Below are 17,552 nucleotides of genomic sequence, written 5' to 3'. Positions count from 1 at the left end.
CCCACGTGTCGCCCTCGGGATTCGGGAGCACCATCGTCATAGTCGCCTCGGCGCATTCGCGGAAAGCTTCGGACACACCATGTTTCCGGTGACGACGAGCGCTGATGTCGAGCTGAGGTGTCGGCGCAGTCCTGGATACCGGAAGCCTGGATACCGGAGGTACGAGAGGGCGCCTCCGATCGCCCCGAATAGTGTCTGAGCCGGAACGCGGTATCAGCCCACCATTCCCAGCCCCACCAACAGAACCAACACGGCCACTGCCAGCACAAGGACCGCGCTGACCACGATCGTCGTGGTCGGAATGCCCTTCGGTGGATACGGTTGCGGCGCCGACAGGCCTGACGTCTGCCCCGCTTCCGGTGGCGTCTCCCCGGGCGGCACACCGCCGCCCGGTTCAAGTCCCGGCACCTGGTCCGCCGAGTCCATGGAATGGTGCTCTTCGTGGTCGCGGTCCATGTCATGCGGGTTCCCGCCGTGTATCGCAGCGCAAACCTCCGTCTGTCCACTGAGGTCTGCCCTTCGGCTGGTTAGGTGGGGGTAAGCCAGGGTATCCGCCCGGCATGGCAGCTCAACGGATCGTCGTCACGGGCGCCACCGGCAACCTGGGCATCGGGCTGCTCCGTGTTCTCAGCGCCGACCCGAGGGTGGGCGCGGTGACCGCCCTCGCCCGCCGCAGGCCGCGGTGGGCACTCCCGAAGATCGACTTCGTCGAAGCTGACGTGAGCGCCTGGGGCCTGACCCGCGTCTTTCGTGACGCGGACGTCGTGGTCCACCTGGCGTGGCTCTTCCAGCCGACCCGCCGCCCCGAGGTGACCTGGAACGCCAACGTACTCGGCTCGATACGGGTCTTCGAAGCCGCGGCCGAAGCCGGCGTCTCGAAGATCGTCTACTCCTCGTCGGTGGGCGCCTACTCCCCACGAGAAGACGACCGGCCGGTCGACGAGAACTGGCCGACACACGGCTGGCCCAACGCCGCCTACACCCGGGAAAAGGCCTATCTGGAAAGGTATCTCGACGGTTTTGAACCCGCTCATCCTCGGACGCGGGTGGCCCGGGTCCGGCCGGGTTTCGTGTTCCGTCAGGAGGCTGCCTCCGAACAGCGACGACTGTTCGCGGGGCCGTTTCTGCCGGGCAGCCTCGCGCGGCCTGGCGTGATCCCCATGCTCCCTGATGTCCCGGGCCTGCGAATGCAGGTTGTACACAGCGACGACGTCGCCGATGCCCTGCACCGCTGTGTTCGGCGCCATGTGTCCGGCGCGTTCAACCTCGCGGCCGATCCGGTGGTGGACACCCGTTTCCTCGCGGACCTGTTCGGCGCGAAACTGGTCCCGGTGCCCGCCTTTCTCGCTCGGTACGCGCTAGCCACGGCATGGCGGCTCCGGCTCATACCCGCGACGGCCGGCCTCTTCGACGCCGTACTGCACCTGCCGGTGATGAGCACGGTCCGCGCGAAGTCGGAACTGGACTGGCAGCCTCGGCGCACGGCCGCGGAAGCACTCAACGACTTCTTCATTGGCTTGCGCGGAGGTGCGGGAGGCGCGACCCCGCCGCTCGCGCCGGACGACTCGCGGCTGCACGAGATCAGTACCGGCGTAGGAAAGCGGCCCTGACCGATGGACATCGACGTCCTGCCCGTGGAGCCTGACCTGTGGCATGATCCACGGCCGCGCGGCGCGTCCTGGGCGCGGATCTCGCCGTCGTGGGGCGGAACTCGCACGTACCTGGCACCGCGTCGCGGGCTCACGTAGCCGGGTAGTTCCGCTGACGCAGAAGGCCCTCCATATGCGCGGCATTGGCGGCCAAGGATCTCGTCGTGGAGGCGACCGCCTCGGGTGTGCTGTCCAGTTCGCGGTACTCCCGTGGGTTCATGGCCTCGGCGTTCCAGTACGTGCCACCTTGGGCCGCCACCGTGTAACCCATGTCGTTGAGCCCCTGGAACGCGTCCGCGATGATCTTGTGCGCGCCGTCCTCGTTGCCGACGACAGCGACGACCGCCACCTTGCCGTACAGCGCGGGCCTACCTCGTTCGTCGGTCTCCGACAGTTCGGCATCAAGGCGCTCCAGGACTCGCTGCGCGATGCTGGACATGTGCCCGACCCAGGTCGGCGTCGCGAACACGAGTACATCGGCGTCGTAGAGTTTTCGCCGCAGCAGCGGCCATTGGTCGCCACCGCCCATGTCGGCTTCGACGCCCGGGCGCACGTCGTAGTCCGCAACCCGCACCGACTCGGTCTCGTAGCCGTGCTTGGCGATTTCCTCCAGCACCTGCCGCGCCATGACTTCGCTGCTGGATGGCGATGGCGAAGGCTTGAGACTGCAGACCAACGCTAGTGCGCGTGGAGTGGCCGACGAGGGCGACGGTACGTGGTCGGACATGACGAATCCTCCTTCGGCTCGCCCGAATGGGCTACCCGTCGTGAGAACGCGAAAACTGGGGTACTGGAAGAAGGAACGACGTGTACCGGAGGAGGAAACGCGCGGCTCACGGCAAAGTTCCGTCAACTCGGCTGCGTCCGTAGGCGCGTGCGCGACGGCGGGTTCACTATCTCACCGGGAACGGGACACCGCGTCGGAACGCAGAGTTTTCCGGAAGGTTTCGCCGGCGCTACAATCCCTCGCGTGCCGGTACCGGTGATGGCGAGGCGGACCCACTGACTCCTCAGGCCCGCCCGTCAACCACAAGCCGGGTCGCGCCTGGCCCAGTGCGCGAGTCCGCGAGGACGGCGCTCACCGGCGTCGTCGTATCCCACCTCACGCGCTACCGTTTCGGTCAAACCAGGGCTGAAGGGCAATGCGTCGCGACGAGATGTCCTCCCAATTCGCCACCACGGGTAACAGCCGTACGCGGCTCATGTGTCGCCTTCCGTCCGGGGGGTACTCGGACAGTGGAGTAGCCCCGCAGTTGAGGAGAGAAACATGGCCGAGACCGTTGGTGACTACCTGCTGACCCGGCTCCGCGAGTGGGGTGTCGGGCAGGTGTTCGCCTATCCCGGCGACGGGATCAACGGAATCGTCGCGTCGTTCGGCAAGGCGGCCGACCGGCCCGCGTTCATCCAAGCGCGGCACGAGGAGATGGCGGCGTTCGAAGCCGTGGGCTATGCGAAGTTCAGCGGGAATGTCGGGGTGTGCATGGCGACGTCGGGTCCGGGAGCCATTCATCTGCTCAACGGGCTGTACGACGCGAAGCTCGATCACGTACCGGTGGTCGCGATCGTCGGGCAGACCGCCCGCAGCGCCATGGGCGGCTACTACCAGCAAGAGGTCGACCTCCAGGCGCTTTTCAAGGACGTCGCCTGCGAATACCTCGTCGAAGTCAACGTCGCCGAGCAATTGCCGAACGCGCTCGACAGGGCCATGCGGACCGCGGCGACACGGCGCGCCCCCACCGGCCTCATCATTCCCGCCGATGTGCAGGAAGAGGAGTACACGCCTCCACAGCACGCGTTCAAACATGTGCCGTCGGGCCCGCCGGACCGGCCGAGGGCTGCGATGGTTCCCCGTGACCAGGACCTGAGCGCCGCGGCCGAGGTGCTCAACGCCGGCCGCAAGGTGGCGGTACTGGTCGGCCAGGGAGCGCGAACCGCCGCCGCCGAAGTCGCCGAGGTCGCGGAACTGACGGGGGCCGGGGTAGCGAAAGCGCTGCTCGGCATCGACGTAGTCTCCGACGACCTGCCGTATGTCACCGGGGCCATTGGACTTCTGGGCACGAGGCCGAGCTACGAACTGATGCGCGACTGCGACACGCTGCTCATCGTGGGCTCGAATTTCCCCTATTCCCAGTTCCTGCCCGGGTTCGGGCAGGCTCGCGCTGTGCAGATCGACATCGACGGCAGTCTGATCGGAATGCGTTACCCCACCGAGGTGAACCTCGTCGGTGACGCGGCGGCCACCTTGCGTGCGCTCATCCCCTTGTTGCGGCGCAACGAAGACAGGACGTGGAGACAGACCGTCGAGGACAACGTCGCCGGCTGGCTGGACACGATGCACCGGCAGGCCATGCTGGAAGCCGACCCGGTCAACCCGATGCGGGTCGTGCACGAGTTGTCCGAACGCGTTCCCGGCAACGCGATCGTCACCGCCGACTCGGGTTCGGCGGCCAACTGGTATGCGAGGAACCTGCGATTCCGGGAAGACATGCGAGGTTCCCTCTCTGGAACACTCGCCACCATGGGTCCGGGGGTTCCCTACGCCATCGGCGCGAAGTTCGCCCACCCCGACCGGCCGGTCATCGCGCTCGTCGGCGACGGGGCCATGCAGATGAACGGCATGGCCGAACTGATCACTCTCGCCAGGTACCGGGAAAGGTGGGAAGACCCGAGGTGTGTTGTCTGCGTCTTCCACAACAACGACCTCAACCAGGTCACCTGGGAACTGCGTGCCATGGGGGGAGCGCCGAAGTTCGAGCAATCCCAATCGTTACCCGACGTCGACTACGCCGCATTCGCCCGTAGCCTCGGACTGACCGCCGTCACGGTCGAGCAGCCGGCGGACATCGGACCCGCATGGGATCTCGCGTTGTCCGCGGAAGGACCGGCCGTGCTGGACGTGTACTGCGATCCCGAGGTGCCGCCGATTCCTCCGCACGCAACACTCGACCAGGTCAAATCCACCACCGAATCCGTTCTGCGCGGCGACCCGAACGCCTTTCATCTCGTCATGCAGGGAGCCAAGACGAAGCTCCAGGAAATCCTTCCCGGTAGACGATCCTGACTCCAAACCCGAAAGACCGGCACCGAGGGAACGGCGGCCGTGATCCTATGTGCACAGAGTCGATGAATGTCTCGGCATCCCGCGGAGGCGATCTGCCGCGAGGTCGCGGAGGACGAAACTGTCTACATTGCACTCCTTGAACATTCCCCGAGCATCCCGGACGCGACCTCATGCTGTTATGGGACGAACGAACCGGCTGGCGCGTCTCCGGCGAAATGCGGCCAGCCATCGCCGGTACGCCCATGAGTAGAAGGAGATCGCAGATCCGACCCGATGCACCATTCTCGATGAACTCGTCGAGGGGCGGTGGAACATGGACTCACTTCAAGCATGTGGCCCTGTCGCGCGGCTTGGAAACTGGTCCTGATCCGACCCGCGAAACTGACCCCTCTGGGAATTGTGATTCGTGATCGCGTCAGGGGGAATGTGTACAGACCCGTGTAGCACTGGGCTGAAATCCACCGGGTGCTGAGGCTGCCGACTCTGCAAAGGCGGCCTGCGCGCTAAGGGGCAGCCACGGATAGTTCCAACGAGCACGAAGGTGCCAGGCCCTCTCCTCGTTCTTCTCATAGACCATGAAATCGTCGTGTGCGAGATTGGCCCCGATGTCGGCGCCTAGCTCGAAGCCGATGAAGGTATCGGGGTGGGGCATAGTTCTGAGCGCACTCTGTTGCTCGATAGCCGTAATCTTTGACAGTGAACGTTGCCAATGGCAGAACGCAGCGTTTCAAGAACTCGGCGAGGTAGGGCTGGATGTCCCGGGGCGCACTGCTCCACTCGTCCAGGACCAGCTAAATTGGGCGGCTTAGAAAGGGTTGTGGCTAGCTCGTGAAGGGCGCGGGCGACGTCGCTGAAGTTCAGGCTCAGTCGTTCTGTTCCCCGGCGCGTTTCTCGGAGAAGGTTCCAGCCTTCTCGGGAGCTTTCAGCGGTGAGCTGGGCATCCAGCCCCGGCCGTGAAGAGAAGCTTGCCTGAAGCGAAGCTCCGTTCTGCGTGTAGTCTCGGCGCTCGGCCTCATCGGGAGCTCGCCATGATGGCCAGGCCCTCTTAGCGGGCACGCAGATCTCCGCTCAGTTTTGGAGCTTAGTCGCTGTTCACCTAATCTCTTGTCGGAGATCTTCCCGACGATTGCCCACATCAAGAGATTTGATCTCGGGCCCGATGACGCCAACCTACCTGCGGGGTGCCGAGCAGCACCTGGGCGCAATGGCGGTGCCCCAAGCGCTGGCTATCCACGAGGGCTTCATCCTGGAATGCCTCCAACTTCCTGGTGGTCGGTCTGCGAGAGCGTACGAGATGCACGGAAATCTTGCTGGGCGAGCGAAAGGCTTCTTTGACGTCGAGTGGTTGGCCCGCTTTCATGTGCTGCAGGGAAATGCGGAACTCCGTCATTCACCGCAGCGGAATCGCCGATCAGCACCTCGTTAACGCAATCAGCGCTATGACACCCGTAAGTGAGACCGAGTGGAAGAAGCATACCGATCGGTTGCAGGAAAGAGCGTATCAATCTGCATGCCCGTCGCCATGTCGGACTTTCTTTCTATTGCCTTCTGAGCCCGTGAAGAGCGGGCCGTTCATGGACGAAGGGCCTAGGGTTCCCGCCCGTCAGCCTTAAACCGCTACCCAGGTGATGGGGCCTTGTGGGCGCGTCAGGGGGCTTTGGGTGAAGGTGTGCACGACTTGCCGGACTGCTGTGATGCTGACGAGTGAGGTCGCGGGGACGACTCGTTCGTGGGTCATGTAGTCGAATGACACGTCGCCGGGGTCGGTTGTTCCGTTGGAGCTGATCACTCGGTCGGTGTCGTTGATGTATCCGACGAATCCCGTGTCGCTGCCCATGCCTACTTGCAGGATCGCTTCGCCGTCGTCGCTGCGGTAGTGCAGGTCCGCTTGTACGCGCACGTTTTCTTGCGTGGCCTCGGCCAGCATCCGGTCGAGCAAGGCGTCGACGTCGGGTTGCCCGGTGAGCGGGACGGCTTCCTCTTGATCTGGGTCGTACCACGCTTCTACGCGGGTCATCCCGCACCTCCTTCGTAGCGACGTTCGAATCCGTCCTCGCCGTACACGGTGAGCACCGCACCCCGGGGTAGCACCATTGGTAGCAGGGAATCACAGCCCAGCGGGCCGCGGCAGGGTCGGTTGTTGATCACCAGGCTGGCGTGCATGATCCCCTCGTCGCGCATCTGCGCCGCCACCTTCAGCTCGACATCGGCGCTGGTCGTCACCGGAACATACCGGCACCCCTGCTGTAGCAGGATGTCATTCACCCGCTTCGAACGGGCATCCACACCACTCGTGATGGGAACTGCCTCAACATCAGTTGACCACCATCGTCCATGCGTCTTCTGCCCACGACCCGAGGCCACCCGGGTGGGAAGTTCCCCGCGCACGCGTTCCACCCGGCTCGGTGCCGGTTGCGGTCTCGAAGCCTCCGACTTCGCGTGGCCCTGCGCGTGTGGGGCCGGTCCAGGGAAGCCGGTATCGCCACCACTGCCGCGTAACCGCTCGCAGTACGTCGTGAGGTTCGATTCGATGATGTCCAGCAGGTTCGCACGCTCGCCGAGTTCGCTGGTCGCCTGGTGAAGTGCTCCGGTTGCGGCGTGGACATCCGGATCGTGAGAACTTGCTGTGACCTCGGCAAGGTGTACGGCTGCCTCGGTGGTAGCTGAGCTGGCGTCGTTGATGGCAGCACGGGCGAGGCGGATCCGGTCAACGGCACTGCCGATGCTGTTCGGCAGATCGCCGACCGACATCGTGTCCCCTCCTTTTCCCGAAGCCTGGTGCCCATGTCATGTGTACCAAGAATCCCCAGTCATTGAAGGACGCATAAGTAGCCTTTCACGGCTGAATCCCGTGGTAGCGAGCGTAAAGGTCGTTCCGTCGAATCATTGCGACTAGCTTTTGCAACACAGTTATCTTCCGGGCTCCGATTCGGATGCGGTCGTCCAGCGCTGAACGCTGACGGGGCAAATATTGCCGTGAAGGTATTTGCCCCCTTCCGAATCATGGCTTGCTGTTGTGATCTGGTTGCTGCGATTCAGCAGCGTCGAATGTTCGGATAGGCGCAGTTGGCGGACAAGAAAAGCGGTGCAAGGTGTGCGCCAGGATTGGCTATCGGAATACTTCGACTGACTTTACGGGCAGGGTATCGGAGGTAATGGTGAGGAAATTTCCGCACACAATCTGGGTGACATCCGAGGACGACGATTTCGACCACCTGGTGACGGACGAGGACATGGCACGAGCCATTACCGCCCACGATGCTGTCGGGATGCGCACGCTCTGCCGCCGGTCGATCATGCCCGCGCCGATGGTGTGTGAGCCGCTACCATCCTGCCCAGCGTGCGTCGCTCATCGGGATCAGCGTTACCACTGTGCGCATCGTCCGCAGCTGGCACGCTCGGCACGACATCGGGCGCCAGGCCGCGTGCGCAGGCTCATCGCACGGTTGCATCGTCCTGCGGAGATCGGTTCCGTGAACGCATCGGATCAGACGGAGCCCCTGTCTTCGCCTGCAGGGGAAGGGTGACGGTCATGGTCAGCAGGACAGTGCACGGTTCGGCAAGTCAGCTCATGGCACGACGCGCGCCAACCAGTTGGCCGGTGCGTCCGGACGCCAACTTGGACACTGAGGAATTCACGGTCCCGCTCGCTGATCAACAGTGCGCCCTCATCGCGGAGGCGATGCTGGACGAGGACTGGCAAAAGGCCGAGGTGTTGTTCTGGGCTGGATGGCGCCCGATCGCCGAGTTCTCCGCAGACGCTTACTCGGTCGAGGAACGACACTGGGTCGACGAGATTCGCGCGCTGCGTTGTCTCGCCGACATCGATCTGGATGCGGCGCGGTCGCGTTTGGACCTTGGGGTCCGAGCGGAAGCGGCGCTGCTTCTGCATCGCGACGACAGAGCGGCGCGCGCCGCTCTCGGGCGGCTGGGCTCGCACCTTGTGCAGCACGGTAAAGCGATCCTTGCTCTTGCCGCACAGGGACTGAACCGATGATCTTTCGCCGAATGCGACGGTGTCGTTCGTTCACGCGTCGCCAGTGGGAGGACCTGATCGATGTGCTGGATGAGGTGGACATGGTGAGTCGCGGTACCTTGGAGTACCTCCAACGCCGGGGACGAGGCATCCTGGAAGTAGCTTTAGGACGGCTTTGGTCATCTTCTTCGTCAGGACAGCCGCCGAATGAAGCCGAGCAACGCCTGCGTCGTGAAGCCTACGAGGCCGTTGGCTACCTGTCCGCCTACCTCGAAGACGCGGACCGCGACCCATATGACATCAACCAGATAGGAACCGAGGTCTCCGCCATCGGGGAGCGCCTGGCTTGCTTCCCGCGTGAACCGGACCCGGCCCCTCCGTCTCACAACGTCGAAGTCCAGCTCCGGCGGATCAATAGAGCGGTCGACGCCGAAGCACACATGATCTACGCGCTCATGAACACGAACCTCAACGAGGCCAGAGACTACCTGAGGCGTCGCGGCTTCCACCTCTTGGAACTCGGGATGATCGAAGCTGAACAAGCCGGGATCGACATCACCGACCTTCGCGCGGAGATCTCCGCCGCCTTCGGGGTGCCCGACCCAGGAACGTAATCGTGGCCGCACCCGCTACGGGGTGTTCCGGGTAGCGCCGAGGTGGTCGTTGGTGGCGCTTTTCGCGGAGGCGAGGGACAGTATCCCAGCTAGTGTGACGCCACGGTGTCGTAGGACAGCGGGCTAACGCACTCTGACCTGTCCATACGCAGACCCGGGGAGGATCGTGGCCGAGAGCGGAACCCCGTCACGCGGCGATGAGGGGTCCTACGCTGCCCAGCTCGCGCGCGAGATTCGACGTCGCCGAAAGGAACTCGGGTTCAGCCATAACGTGCTCTCTCAGCGGATCGGTTACACCCGCCAGTACATGTCGATGGCGGAGCGGGTCGGGAGGAACCTGCCGTCCGAAGCAGTCGTTCGGGCGATTGACAACGCACTCGATGCGCGAGGCTCGTTGACCGCGTTGTGGGAACGTGCGTATGCGGAGCAAAAGAGCTTTCGTCAGCCATGTTCCCTGCCGCCCGACCGCGTCGAATACGTGTTGGGGAACCCGGCTTCGGTTGATCTTGTCGCGGTGGCGCAAATACAAGACCGGATTTCACAGCTCGATGCGGCATACGACGAGCTGCCGTCGACGGAGCTGGTTGGCGCGGCCGGACAGGTCCTTGGGCAAGTGAAGCATCTGCACGAGCACGCTTCAGGGCGGGTGAAGAAGGCGCTCTTCGAGGTGGAGGCCGAATCAGCGACCCTCATGGGCCAGTTGGTCTGGGACGTTAGTCAGCGTAAGGACCACACAGGACCCTGTGCATACTTGGACCAGGCTGTTCATGCCAGCCGTCAAGTACGCAATCCTGGTGCTCAGGCGTACGCCGTGTTGCGGAAGAGCTTCGTGGCATTGTACGGCGAGCAGAACCCCAAGAAGGGGTTGCTGCTCGCTCAGGAAGCGGCCGAGACCGCAGCGTCATGGAGTCCGTCGTTGACAGGACTGAGCCTGCTCCATGTCGCTGAGGGCTATGCCATCCTGGGAGACCGGAGCGCCTGCGAAACAGCCTTGAAGAAGGCCGAAACTCGGGCCGACCGGGTTGACGGATTCGACCCTTCGGAAGGTTTGTACTCCATGAAGGAGTTCAACCGGCTAGCGGGTTCCTGCTATCTCTATCTCGGTCTACCCGAGCGCGCGGAGCCGCTCTTGAAGCAGACTGCGAGCATGCTCAGCAGTAAGAAGAAGAGCCAGGCCATAGCCTTCGGCAATCTGACGCTGTCGCTCATCCGTCAACGGAAGCTGGACGAAGCCGCGACTACCATGCACAGGGCAATCGACGCGGTGGAACTGACCCGAGGCGGTGGTGGCTTGAACCTCGTCTTCACCGCCGGGCAGGAACTCCAGCAGTGGCGAACCGAGTCCAACGTGCAGGACATCAACGATCGACTCTTCGCACTGATGGCCGCTTGAGGTAAAAGTAGTCTGTGCCCGATATCGACCAGGCCAAGATGGCCCTGCGTGAGACTGTGTGGCGGAGGCTGGTGGACGCGCGAGTCGTCCCTCCGGATTCGTACGGCAAGATCCCTTCCTTCGACGGAGCCGACGCGGCAACTGAACGGCTGGCTGAATTGGCGGCCTGGCGAACAGCTTCCACAGTCAAAGCGAACCCTGACAATGCTCAGCTCTCGGTGCGCGTACGGGCGTTGGAGGACGGCAAGCTGCTGTACATGGCCGTACCCAAGATGGCCACCTTGGAACCGTTCTTCCTTCTGGATCCAACCGCGCTCTCGGTCTCAGCGACCGAGGTGGCGGACAAGAAGAGTACGGCCCAGACAGCGCAACGGGTCGGCGTCGACGCGATGCGTCCGATCGACATCGTGGTGTGCGGCAGCGTCGCGGTGAACCGTTCGGGTGCGCGACTCGGGAAGGGCGCCGGATACTCTGATCTGGAAGTCGCGCTGCTGATCGAAGCAGGTCTTGTCACCGACGAGACAGTGATAGTCGCACCAGTGCACCGCCTGCAAGTCATTGGCGACGAGATACCGGAGACTCGGCACGACTTCTCCGTCGATGTCATTCTGACGCCGGATGAAGCGATCGAATGTGGTAACCGTCGGCGGCCAGATGGACTCGTCTGGGCCGATCTGACGGCGGACAAGATTGCTGCGATTCCGGCGCTCAGGGCGCGCCAACGTTAGCGAGACTTGGCCGACGAACACCCGAACGAGTGAACGAGGTTTCGCGCGGTATCTCGCAGGATCGAGGCGTGGTGCGACGCACCGATGTTGACATTTGATCATAATGTCTGCTTTGTCGGTAGGATTCGCTGCCACGTGATCAAGATGCTGAGCGTGCGAACCGCAGCAGGCGTAGGGCGCGATATTCGTTGGCAGCTCAGGGTTAAAGGTCGTCGGGCTGTCGGGGGAGGACGAATGCGTGGGGCCACGTGGGAGTTGGCGGCTGATACCTACAACATCAGCAAGCTTTTCCAGGGAAGCTGGGATCTCGCCGTGCTCGTCCTTCTTCGAGATGGACCACATCGGCCTCGCGATCTTGCTCGTATGGTGGCTGACTGGACTTTTCTTGATCGTCAGACCGGTGCCAAGGTGACGTTGAGTCCAAGTCGGATCACCGAGGCGCTGCGGGTTCTCACGGCCGAAGGGTTGGTCGACCGCACGGCTTTGTCGGATGGGTGGAATCGCTCTGTCGAGTACACCTTGACGAAGGCTGGGGCTGATTTGCTTCCCGTCGTGGAGCAGATGCAGGCGTGGGTGCGTCGACATGACGAGGTCTTCGACAACGCTGACGGGACTGTTCAGCATCGCCGTGCGGGGCGACGTTCAGCTCGGCGCGGTGGAGCGGATCGGCGTTCGTCTTGACGATACCCCGCGTGGGTTAGACCAATCGTTGTTGTGGCCCCTCCCGTTCTGTGATCGTGCTACTCCGGACGGGTGGATCTTGTCGTTGACCGATGGGGCGGTGGACGACACTCGACTGGAAGTTGCACCGGCGACCGCGTAGATGTGTAGGACCCATTACCCAGGTCACAGCGTTGGGAGGAGGTCGCGGCCATGGCGGATCTGCAAATCTCCGACAGCAGGACGGTCGTGCCGTGCCCTGCTGACGTGGCCAGGGGTGTGAGCGGTCGACGTCGAGCTGGTGTGGCGATGTCGGCGTCGGTCGTCGTTGTGGCGCTGTGGGTTGCTGGGTGGGTTCGTTTCGGTGCGACTCCGGAATTGCTGGCGTGGTGTTGGGCTTGCGGGTTGGGGACGAGCCTGGTGGTCACCGATCTTCGCTTGCGCCGTCTGCCTTTTCCTCTGGTGGCCGCGTTCGCTGGTGGGGTGGCGATGGCGTTGTTCGGCGCTGCGGCTGCCGAAGCCGCGTGGGCGCGGTTCGGGTTCGCCTGTTTGGCTGCCGTGGCGGTGTTCGCGCTGGCCTTTGTGGTGCAGTGGTGCTTTCCCGGCCACACGGGTGGTGGGGATACGGCGCTCTACGGTGCGCTTGCGTTGTACCTGGGTTGGTTCGGGTGGGACGGGCTGCTGACAGGACTGTTGGCGGCGAGCGGGTTGACAGCGTTGGTGGGGCTCGTCGTGGCCGTGTTCTCCAGGAACATGGGGTCGCGGTTTCCGGCAGGGCCGTCGTTGATCATCGGGGCGTTGGCGAGCATCGTGTTGTTGTGAGTACTCGATGGGAAGACGGTCAGTGGGGCTGCGGGGGTGGGACTGACCGGCTTTCCGAAGAACTGGGGAGGGCTACGTGGCAAAGGTTGGAACCCGTCGCAGAGTGAGGCGGCTCGCCGTTGTAAGTGCGGTGCTCGTACCTCTGCTGGGTGCGGGGTGCAGCGCCGGAAGCGAGCCCGCGGCAACGGCCTCGTCGCCGAACCTGTCCGCTCCTTCTCAGAACGCTGCGACACCCTCCGATAAGGACAGTGGGAAGGACATTGAAGCGGCCTACTCTGACTTTTGGGTCGTTTCGTTAACTATTGATGACAAGCCGGAGGAAACCTGGCGCGATGAGCTGGGCGCGGTGATGGTGGAGCCGCAGCTCAGTATTACGCTCGACGCGGTTCGATCCCAGGCTCAGGCCGGGATCACCGTCTATGGAGACGTGACCGCTCGCATCGTGTCTGTCGAGGTCGCCGGAGACGCTGCCACGGTGGTCGATTGCCAGGACGCCTCGCGTACCGGGCAAGCGGACGCTGAGACCGGAGACCGGAAGACCGTTGGTGTTGAACGCAACCCCGTCAATGCCGAGTTGAAGCGGGTTGACGGGCAGTGGAAGGTCGCGCAGGTCTCCTTCCCAGGCGGGACGTGCTGATGGTGCCCCGGAGCAGAGCCCTGAAACACTCGATGGGCGTCCTGCCAGTAGCCGCCGCGGCGATGCTCGGCTCGGCTCACGTGGGGTTTGCTGCCGAACCTCCGCCCGGAGACGACGGTCAGGTCATGGTGGTTCCCGGAGACATATCAGGCCGTTTCGCCCCGCCGTCGGTTGACATGGAAGCTCTGGAGAAACGCGGGCACGCGCCGATTCGGCCTGGCCGAGCACCTGTCGCGGGTTCGGTGCCACAACAGGACGACGTTGCTGGCACGTACGCGGCTGCGGGGGAACCGAGTGCGATTCCTCCCGGGTGTGCGGTCGGCGCGTTCGGAGTGGGCGGTGTGTCCGGCACTGGTGCGCCGAGCGGTAACGCGTACGGAATCCGTTGCCTCGACCCTGTGCCGGACGACGAGGCGTCGCCTGACGCGGCGGGTGCGGCAGCGGCTCCGAGTCCGGCTGAGTTGGCGGCACGGGCGTTTGAGCAGATGCGGTTGCCGTTGCCGGTTCCTGAGCATTCGCCGGATGTGCGGCTGCCGGATGGGAGGGACGCTGTTGTCGTTGGGGAACACACCTGGATTTGGACCGACCCCGATGTGTGGCAGCCCGTTGTCGAACGGGTCCAGGTAGGAGCGGTGTGGGCTGAGGTGACCGCGGTTCCGGTCGGTATGACGATCGATTCGGGAACCGGTGGCTCGACATCCTGTTCCGGTCCCGGAACGCCGTATGACCGCTCGTACGGATTGCATACTCCCAGCCCGGATTGCGGCTTCGTGTACACGCGTTCGTCGCTGGGGCAACCGAACGACCACGTTACTGCCGAGTGGGCGATCCGGTGGGTGGTGACGTGGGTCGGGTCGGACGGGAGCACCGATCTGGGTGGCGATTTTCCGGAGATGAGTTCGCGGGCGACCGCGTCGTTCGTTGTCGCCGAAGTGCAGGCGTTGCGCGCGAACTGAGCCATACAACGGCAGTTTTGCGGGATCGCACCTCGTCTTTCTGCCGGAATAGAGAGTTTTCCAAAGAATGGGGAGGGAGACCCCAGTGGGTAGTGCTGTGTCTTTTTCCCGGCAGTCGGCATCGAGCGATGACGACTCGACCGGGCCGGGGCGAGCGTGGGACGGCCGCGGTACCCGGCTCCCGCGACGGCGGCGCTGGTGGCTGGTGACTCTGGCGGTGGTGCTGGCCGCGATCGCAACCTACGGCAACTACGCGCTGATCACGAGTCAAGACGACCGGGTCGACGTGCTGGTGCTGACCCGTGAGGTGAGGTGGGGCCAGCCTGTCGCCGAGAGCGATCTCGGGGTGGCGAAGGTGTTTCCCGACCAGCGACTGTCGTTCATCTCCGCCAGCCAGCGCGCCGACACCGTCGGCCAAGTCGCGCGCGGAACTTTGCCGGCCGGGACTGTCCTCACGCCCGCGCAACTGGGCACCGAGTTACTTCCCGGGCCGGGGGAGCGGCTGCTCGGGCTCCCGGTGAAACCGGGGAATCTGCCCGCACGCGGTGTCGCTCCCGGCGACCTGGTTCAGGTGAGCCCGGCGAAGGACAGTGCCGGAAACAACGATGCGACCCAAGGCTCGGCGGACATGGCGAAGCCGCTGCGCGCTCGCGTGGTGGGGGTCGGCCCGCCGGATTCCACGGGCGCGGTCACGGTCGATGTCGTCGTCGGAGAAGACGCCGCGCGGACCGCGACCGACCTGGCAGGCGCCCCGGTCGTTGTCGTCCAGCTCGGCCCGGGTGCCTAGAGCTACTAGTTCGCTGGAAGGCGGTGAGAGTGGTGGCGATGGTCACGATCGTCTCGGGTAAAGGGTCGCCCGGCGCGACGACCACGATCGCGGCGCTGGCCTCGACGTGGCCCACGCCGGTGGTCCTGGCCGACTGTGATCCGGCGGGCGGTGACCTGGTACCGGGCTGGCTGGGGCAGTGGCTGGTCACCGGCACGATCCGCCGCGACCGCGGATTGCTGTCCTATGCCACCGCCACCCGGCACGCCCCCGCAGGCGATCCCGCAGTTCTCGGCGAACACCTTCACGTGGCACCTCCGGCACCCCACGTCGGCTGGCAGGTTTGAGTTCGCCAAGCCAGCACGCAGCGATAGGCGAGGCAGGGTGGAGGCGACTGACGACAGCGCTCGCGGCCGTCCGAACCGCAGCGGGGTATCCGGCCGATGCGTTGGTTGATGTCGGCCGCTACAGCGAGCAGACGCCGTGGCCGTTGCTGCTGGCCGCGGATCTGGTGCTGATAGCGGTGCGGCCCACGCAGCGACATGTGCTGGCTGCCCGTCCCGTGCTGGCCGAGCTCGCCGAGCGGATCGCGCCTCACCGGGTGGCGCTGGCCGTGTGCGCCACCACCCCTGCGGGCACGCGGGAAGTCTGTGCCGCCGTGGAGAAACCCGCTGCGGTGACGCTTCCAGCCGATCCGCGTGCCGCCGCGGTCTTCGCGGACGGCCTCGACGGCGGCGTGTGCTCACGGCGATCGGCGCTGTTGCGTCGTGCCCACCATGCCGCCCTCCATCTACATGCGACTCATCACCGCTACACCACCACCGTCGAACCGGCTTCCACGACGGCCGCCGTGTCGGCGGGCGCCCTGTTGAGGGAGGCATGATGACGTTGCAGCACAACGGACACCCCTCCGCGCTGCCACCGCTGCGGAGTATCGCGGAGGGCCGGTTCGGGTCACGCGATGTCCGCGAGATCCGGGAAACCGTCGCCGCGCGCCTGGAACGAGCCGCCGCGGACGATTCCGCCGGGGGCATACCGTTCACGATGGCGGAACAACAAGCGCGCATGCGCGCCTACGTGGCCGACGAGGTCGCAGCATGGGTTCACCATCGGGCGGTGAGCGGCCACGAGCCGCTGCCGGTGGAGGACGAGCAGCGGCTGGTGCGCGCGGTCGCCGCCGCGTTGTCCGGCTTGGGCGCGCTCGAAGAGCTGTTGCGACGCGACGATGTGGAGAACATCCACGTGCACGGCTGTGACACCGTGCTGCTGGAACTGGCGAACGGCACGCTCGAGCGCTGGCCCCACGCGATCGCCGACACCGACCAGGAACTGATCGACATGATCGCGGCGATGTTCGCCCGCCACGGCCAGACCTCACGAGAGTTCAACGCCGGTCGCCCGCTGGGAAACCTGCGCATCGCCGCTGGCGGCCCACTCGGTGCCCGGGTCGCGGCCGTGATGGAGATCAGCGACCGGCCCCGCCTCGCGATCCGCCGCCACCGCCTGGTCAATGTGGGACTCGATGATCTGGTCGCCAACGACACCCTCGACCCCCTGCTAGCGGCGTTCCTCCGCTCGGCCGTGCGAGCGGGGTGCAACATCATCGTGTGCGGCGGCCCCGCCGCCGGGAAAACCACTCTCCTTCGCGCCTTGTGCGGTGAGATCCCCGCGTCCGAACACGTCGTGACCGTCGAGGAGGAGTACGAACTCGGGCTGCATATCGGCCCTCGTCTGCTGGTGACGCCGTTGGAGGCCCGGCCCGCCAACTCGGAAGGCATCGGGGAGATCTCGATGGACGACCTCCTGAAGCAGACGCTGCGGCACTCACCGAGCCGGGTCATCGTGGGCGAAGTCCGAGGCGGGGAAGTCACGGCGATGCTGCGTGCCCTCGGCAATGGCGCGGCGGGCGGCATGTGCACCGTGCACGCCACCACCGCCTCGGCGGTGTTCGACCGGATCGGTGCACTCGGACAACTCGCCACCCCGCCGTTGCCGATCGAGGCGGCCCACCAGTGGGCCGCCTCAGCCATCGATCTCGTCGTCCACATCGCCCGGTCCGACCACCAGCTCGACGGCCGACGTCGCCGTTCCCGGTTCGTCAGCGAAGTCCTCGAAGTCGGGCCGGTCGGTGATTCCGGCCGACCGGACACGACACGACTCTTCGCCCCACGCCAGGGCGATGGTCGCGCCGTGCCCGCCTACCCACCCAGCAACGATCTCTTCCAACGGCTCCAGCCTCACGGGTTTCCCCAGTGGCCCACCGGCTTGTCGGACAGGAGCCTGCGGTGAT

General features: G+C 64.8%; 17 protein-coding genes and 1 pseudogene. 14 read left to right on the top strand and 4 right to left on the bottom strand.

What is annotated here, in order from left to right; all coding sequences use genetic code 11:
* Window positions 1–213 precede the first annotated feature (213 nt).
* Window positions 214–456, bottom strand: coding sequence for a DUF6480 family protein (locus BAY61_RS18330; RefSeq protein ID WP_338061489.1), 243 nt, complete (start codon window positions 454–456; stop codon window positions 214–216).
* A 104-nt stretch (window positions 457–560) separates the two neighbouring features.
* Here BAY61_RS18330 and BAY61_RS18325 point away from each other — a divergent pair, with 104 nt between their 5' ends.
* Entirely contained in the window at window positions 561–1,610 is a 1,050-nt protein-coding gene (locus BAY61_RS18325; RefSeq protein WP_091808836.1) for an NAD-dependent epimerase/dehydratase family protein, read from the top strand.
* A gap of 130 nt (window positions 1,611–1,740) precedes the next feature.
* Here the strand turns inward: BAY61_RS18325 and BAY61_RS18320 are convergent, their stop codons facing one another.
* Window positions 1,741–2,376, bottom strand: coding sequence for a flavodoxin family protein (locus tag BAY61_RS18320; protein WP_091808834.1), 636 nt, complete (start codon window positions 2,374–2,376; stop codon window positions 1,741–1,743).
* 540 nt (window positions 2,377–2,916) lie between these two features.
* Here BAY61_RS18320 and BAY61_RS18315 point away from each other — a divergent pair.
* Together BAY61_RS18315 and BAY61_RS34020 are read left to right on the top strand one after the other, a co-directional pair.
* A complete protein-coding gene (locus BAY61_RS18315) occupies window positions 2,917–4,710 on the top strand; it encodes a thiamine pyrophosphate-requiring protein (RefSeq protein WP_091808833.1) in 1,794 nt (597 codons plus the stop codon).
* A 155-nt stretch (window positions 4,711–4,865) separates the two neighbouring features.
* A pseudogene (locus BAY61_RS34020) lies at window positions 4,866–5,120 on the top strand (hypothetical protein); the annotation flags it as partial.
* Between the two features lie 1,199 nt (window positions 5,121–6,319).
* Here the strand turns inward: BAY61_RS34020 and BAY61_RS18305 are convergent.
* Both BAY61_RS18305 and BAY61_RS18300 read right to left on the bottom strand, forming a co-directional pair.
* Complete coding sequence (locus BAY61_RS18305) at window positions 6,320–6,727, bottom strand: Imm1 family immunity protein (RefSeq protein ID WP_091808830.1); 408 nt, start codon at window positions 6,725–6,727, stop codon at window positions 6,320–6,322.
* Window positions 6,724–7,461: a DddA-like double-stranded DNA deaminase toxin gene (locus tag BAY61_RS18300; RefSeq protein ID WP_091808828.1), complete on the bottom strand. Its 738-nt coding sequence runs from the start codon at window positions 7,459–7,461 to the stop codon at window positions 6,724–6,726. Before BAY61_RS18300 ends, BAY61_RS18305 begins: the two co-directional genes overlap by 4 nt.
* Before the next feature lie 781 nt (window positions 7,462–8,242).
* On the opposite strand from BAY61_RS18300, the gene BAY61_RS18295 reads away from it, so the two are divergent.
* The 11 genes from BAY61_RS18295 (at window position 8,243) to BAY61_RS18245 (ending at window position 17,551) form a co-directional block, all read left to right on the top strand.
* Window positions 8,243–8,707 carry a hypothetical protein gene (locus BAY61_RS18295; RefSeq protein ID WP_146225285.1) on the top strand — a complete coding sequence of 155 codons (465 nt, stop codon included), beginning with the start codon at window positions 8,243–8,245 and terminating at the stop codon, window positions 8,705–8,707.
* The gene (locus tag BAY61_RS32975) at window positions 8,704–9,300 is read left to right on the top strand and encodes a hypothetical protein (RefSeq protein WP_143021428.1); all 597 of its coding nucleotides are present in this window, start codon (window positions 8,704–8,706) and stop codon (window positions 9,298–9,300) included. The genes BAY61_RS18295 and BAY61_RS32975 overlap by 4 nt, the downstream gene beginning before the upstream one ends.
* A 166-nt stretch (window positions 9,301–9,466) precedes the next feature.
* Window positions 9,467–10,693 carry a helix-turn-helix domain-containing protein gene (locus tag BAY61_RS18285; RefSeq protein WP_211323622.1) on the top strand — a complete coding sequence of 409 codons (1,227 nt, stop codon included), beginning with the start codon at window positions 9,467–9,469 and terminating at the stop codon, window positions 10,691–10,693.
* A 14-nt stretch (window positions 10,694–10,707) separates the two neighbouring features.
* Window positions 10,708–11,421 carry a 5-formyltetrahydrofolate cyclo-ligase gene (locus BAY61_RS18280; protein WP_245865208.1) on the top strand — a complete coding sequence of 238 codons (714 nt, stop codon included), beginning with the start codon at window positions 10,708–10,710 and terminating at the stop codon, window positions 11,419–11,421.
* Window positions 11,422–11,565: 144 nt separating this feature from the next.
* On the top strand, window positions 11,566–12,102 hold the full coding sequence (locus BAY61_RS18275; RefSeq protein WP_245866230.1) for a winged helix-turn-helix transcriptional regulator: 537 nt from the start codon (window positions 11,566–11,568) through the stop codon (window positions 12,100–12,102).
* Between the two features lie 288 nt (window positions 12,103–12,390).
* Window positions 12,391–12,903, top strand: a complete 513-nt coding sequence (locus BAY61_RS18270) for an A24 family peptidase (RefSeq protein WP_176879835.1) — start codon at window positions 12,391–12,393, stop codon at window positions 12,901–12,903.
* A 76-nt stretch (window positions 12,904–12,979) separates the two neighbouring features.
* Complete coding sequence (locus BAY61_RS18265; RefSeq protein ID WP_143021427.1) at window positions 12,980–13,540, top strand: hypothetical protein; 561 nt, start codon at window positions 12,980–12,982, stop codon at window positions 13,538–13,540.
* Between the two features lie 1,161 nt (window positions 13,541–14,701).
* Window positions 14,702–15,283 (top strand): SAF domain-containing protein, encoded by a 582-nt coding sequence (locus tag BAY61_RS18255; RefSeq protein WP_245865206.1) that lies wholly within the window; start codon window positions 14,702–14,704, stop codon window positions 15,281–15,283.
* 38 nt (window positions 15,284–15,321) lie between these two features.
* Entirely contained in the window at window positions 15,322–15,609 is a 288-nt protein-coding gene (locus BAY61_RS33595) for a hypothetical protein (protein WP_245865204.1), read from the top strand.
* A 101-nt stretch (window positions 15,610–15,710) separates the two neighbouring features.
* Window positions 15,711–16,145, top strand: coding sequence for a hypothetical protein (locus BAY61_RS33590; RefSeq protein ID WP_245865201.1), 435 nt, complete (start codon window positions 15,711–15,713; stop codon window positions 16,143–16,145).
* Window positions 16,142–17,551 carry a TadA family conjugal transfer-associated ATPase gene (locus BAY61_RS18245; RefSeq protein ID WP_091808818.1) on the top strand — a complete coding sequence of 470 codons (1,410 nt, stop codon included), beginning with the start codon at window positions 16,142–16,144 and terminating at the stop codon, window positions 17,549–17,551. Before BAY61_RS33590 ends, BAY61_RS18245 begins: the two co-directional genes overlap by 4 nt.
* The last annotated feature ends 1 nt before the right edge of the window (window position 17,552 follow it).

The organism is Prauserella marina (assembly GCF_002240355.1).
Lineage (GTDB): Bacteria > Actinomycetota > Actinomycetes > Mycobacteriales > Pseudonocardiaceae > Prauserella_A > Prauserella_A marina.
This window is presented reverse-complemented; position numbering and strand designations above follow the sequence as displayed.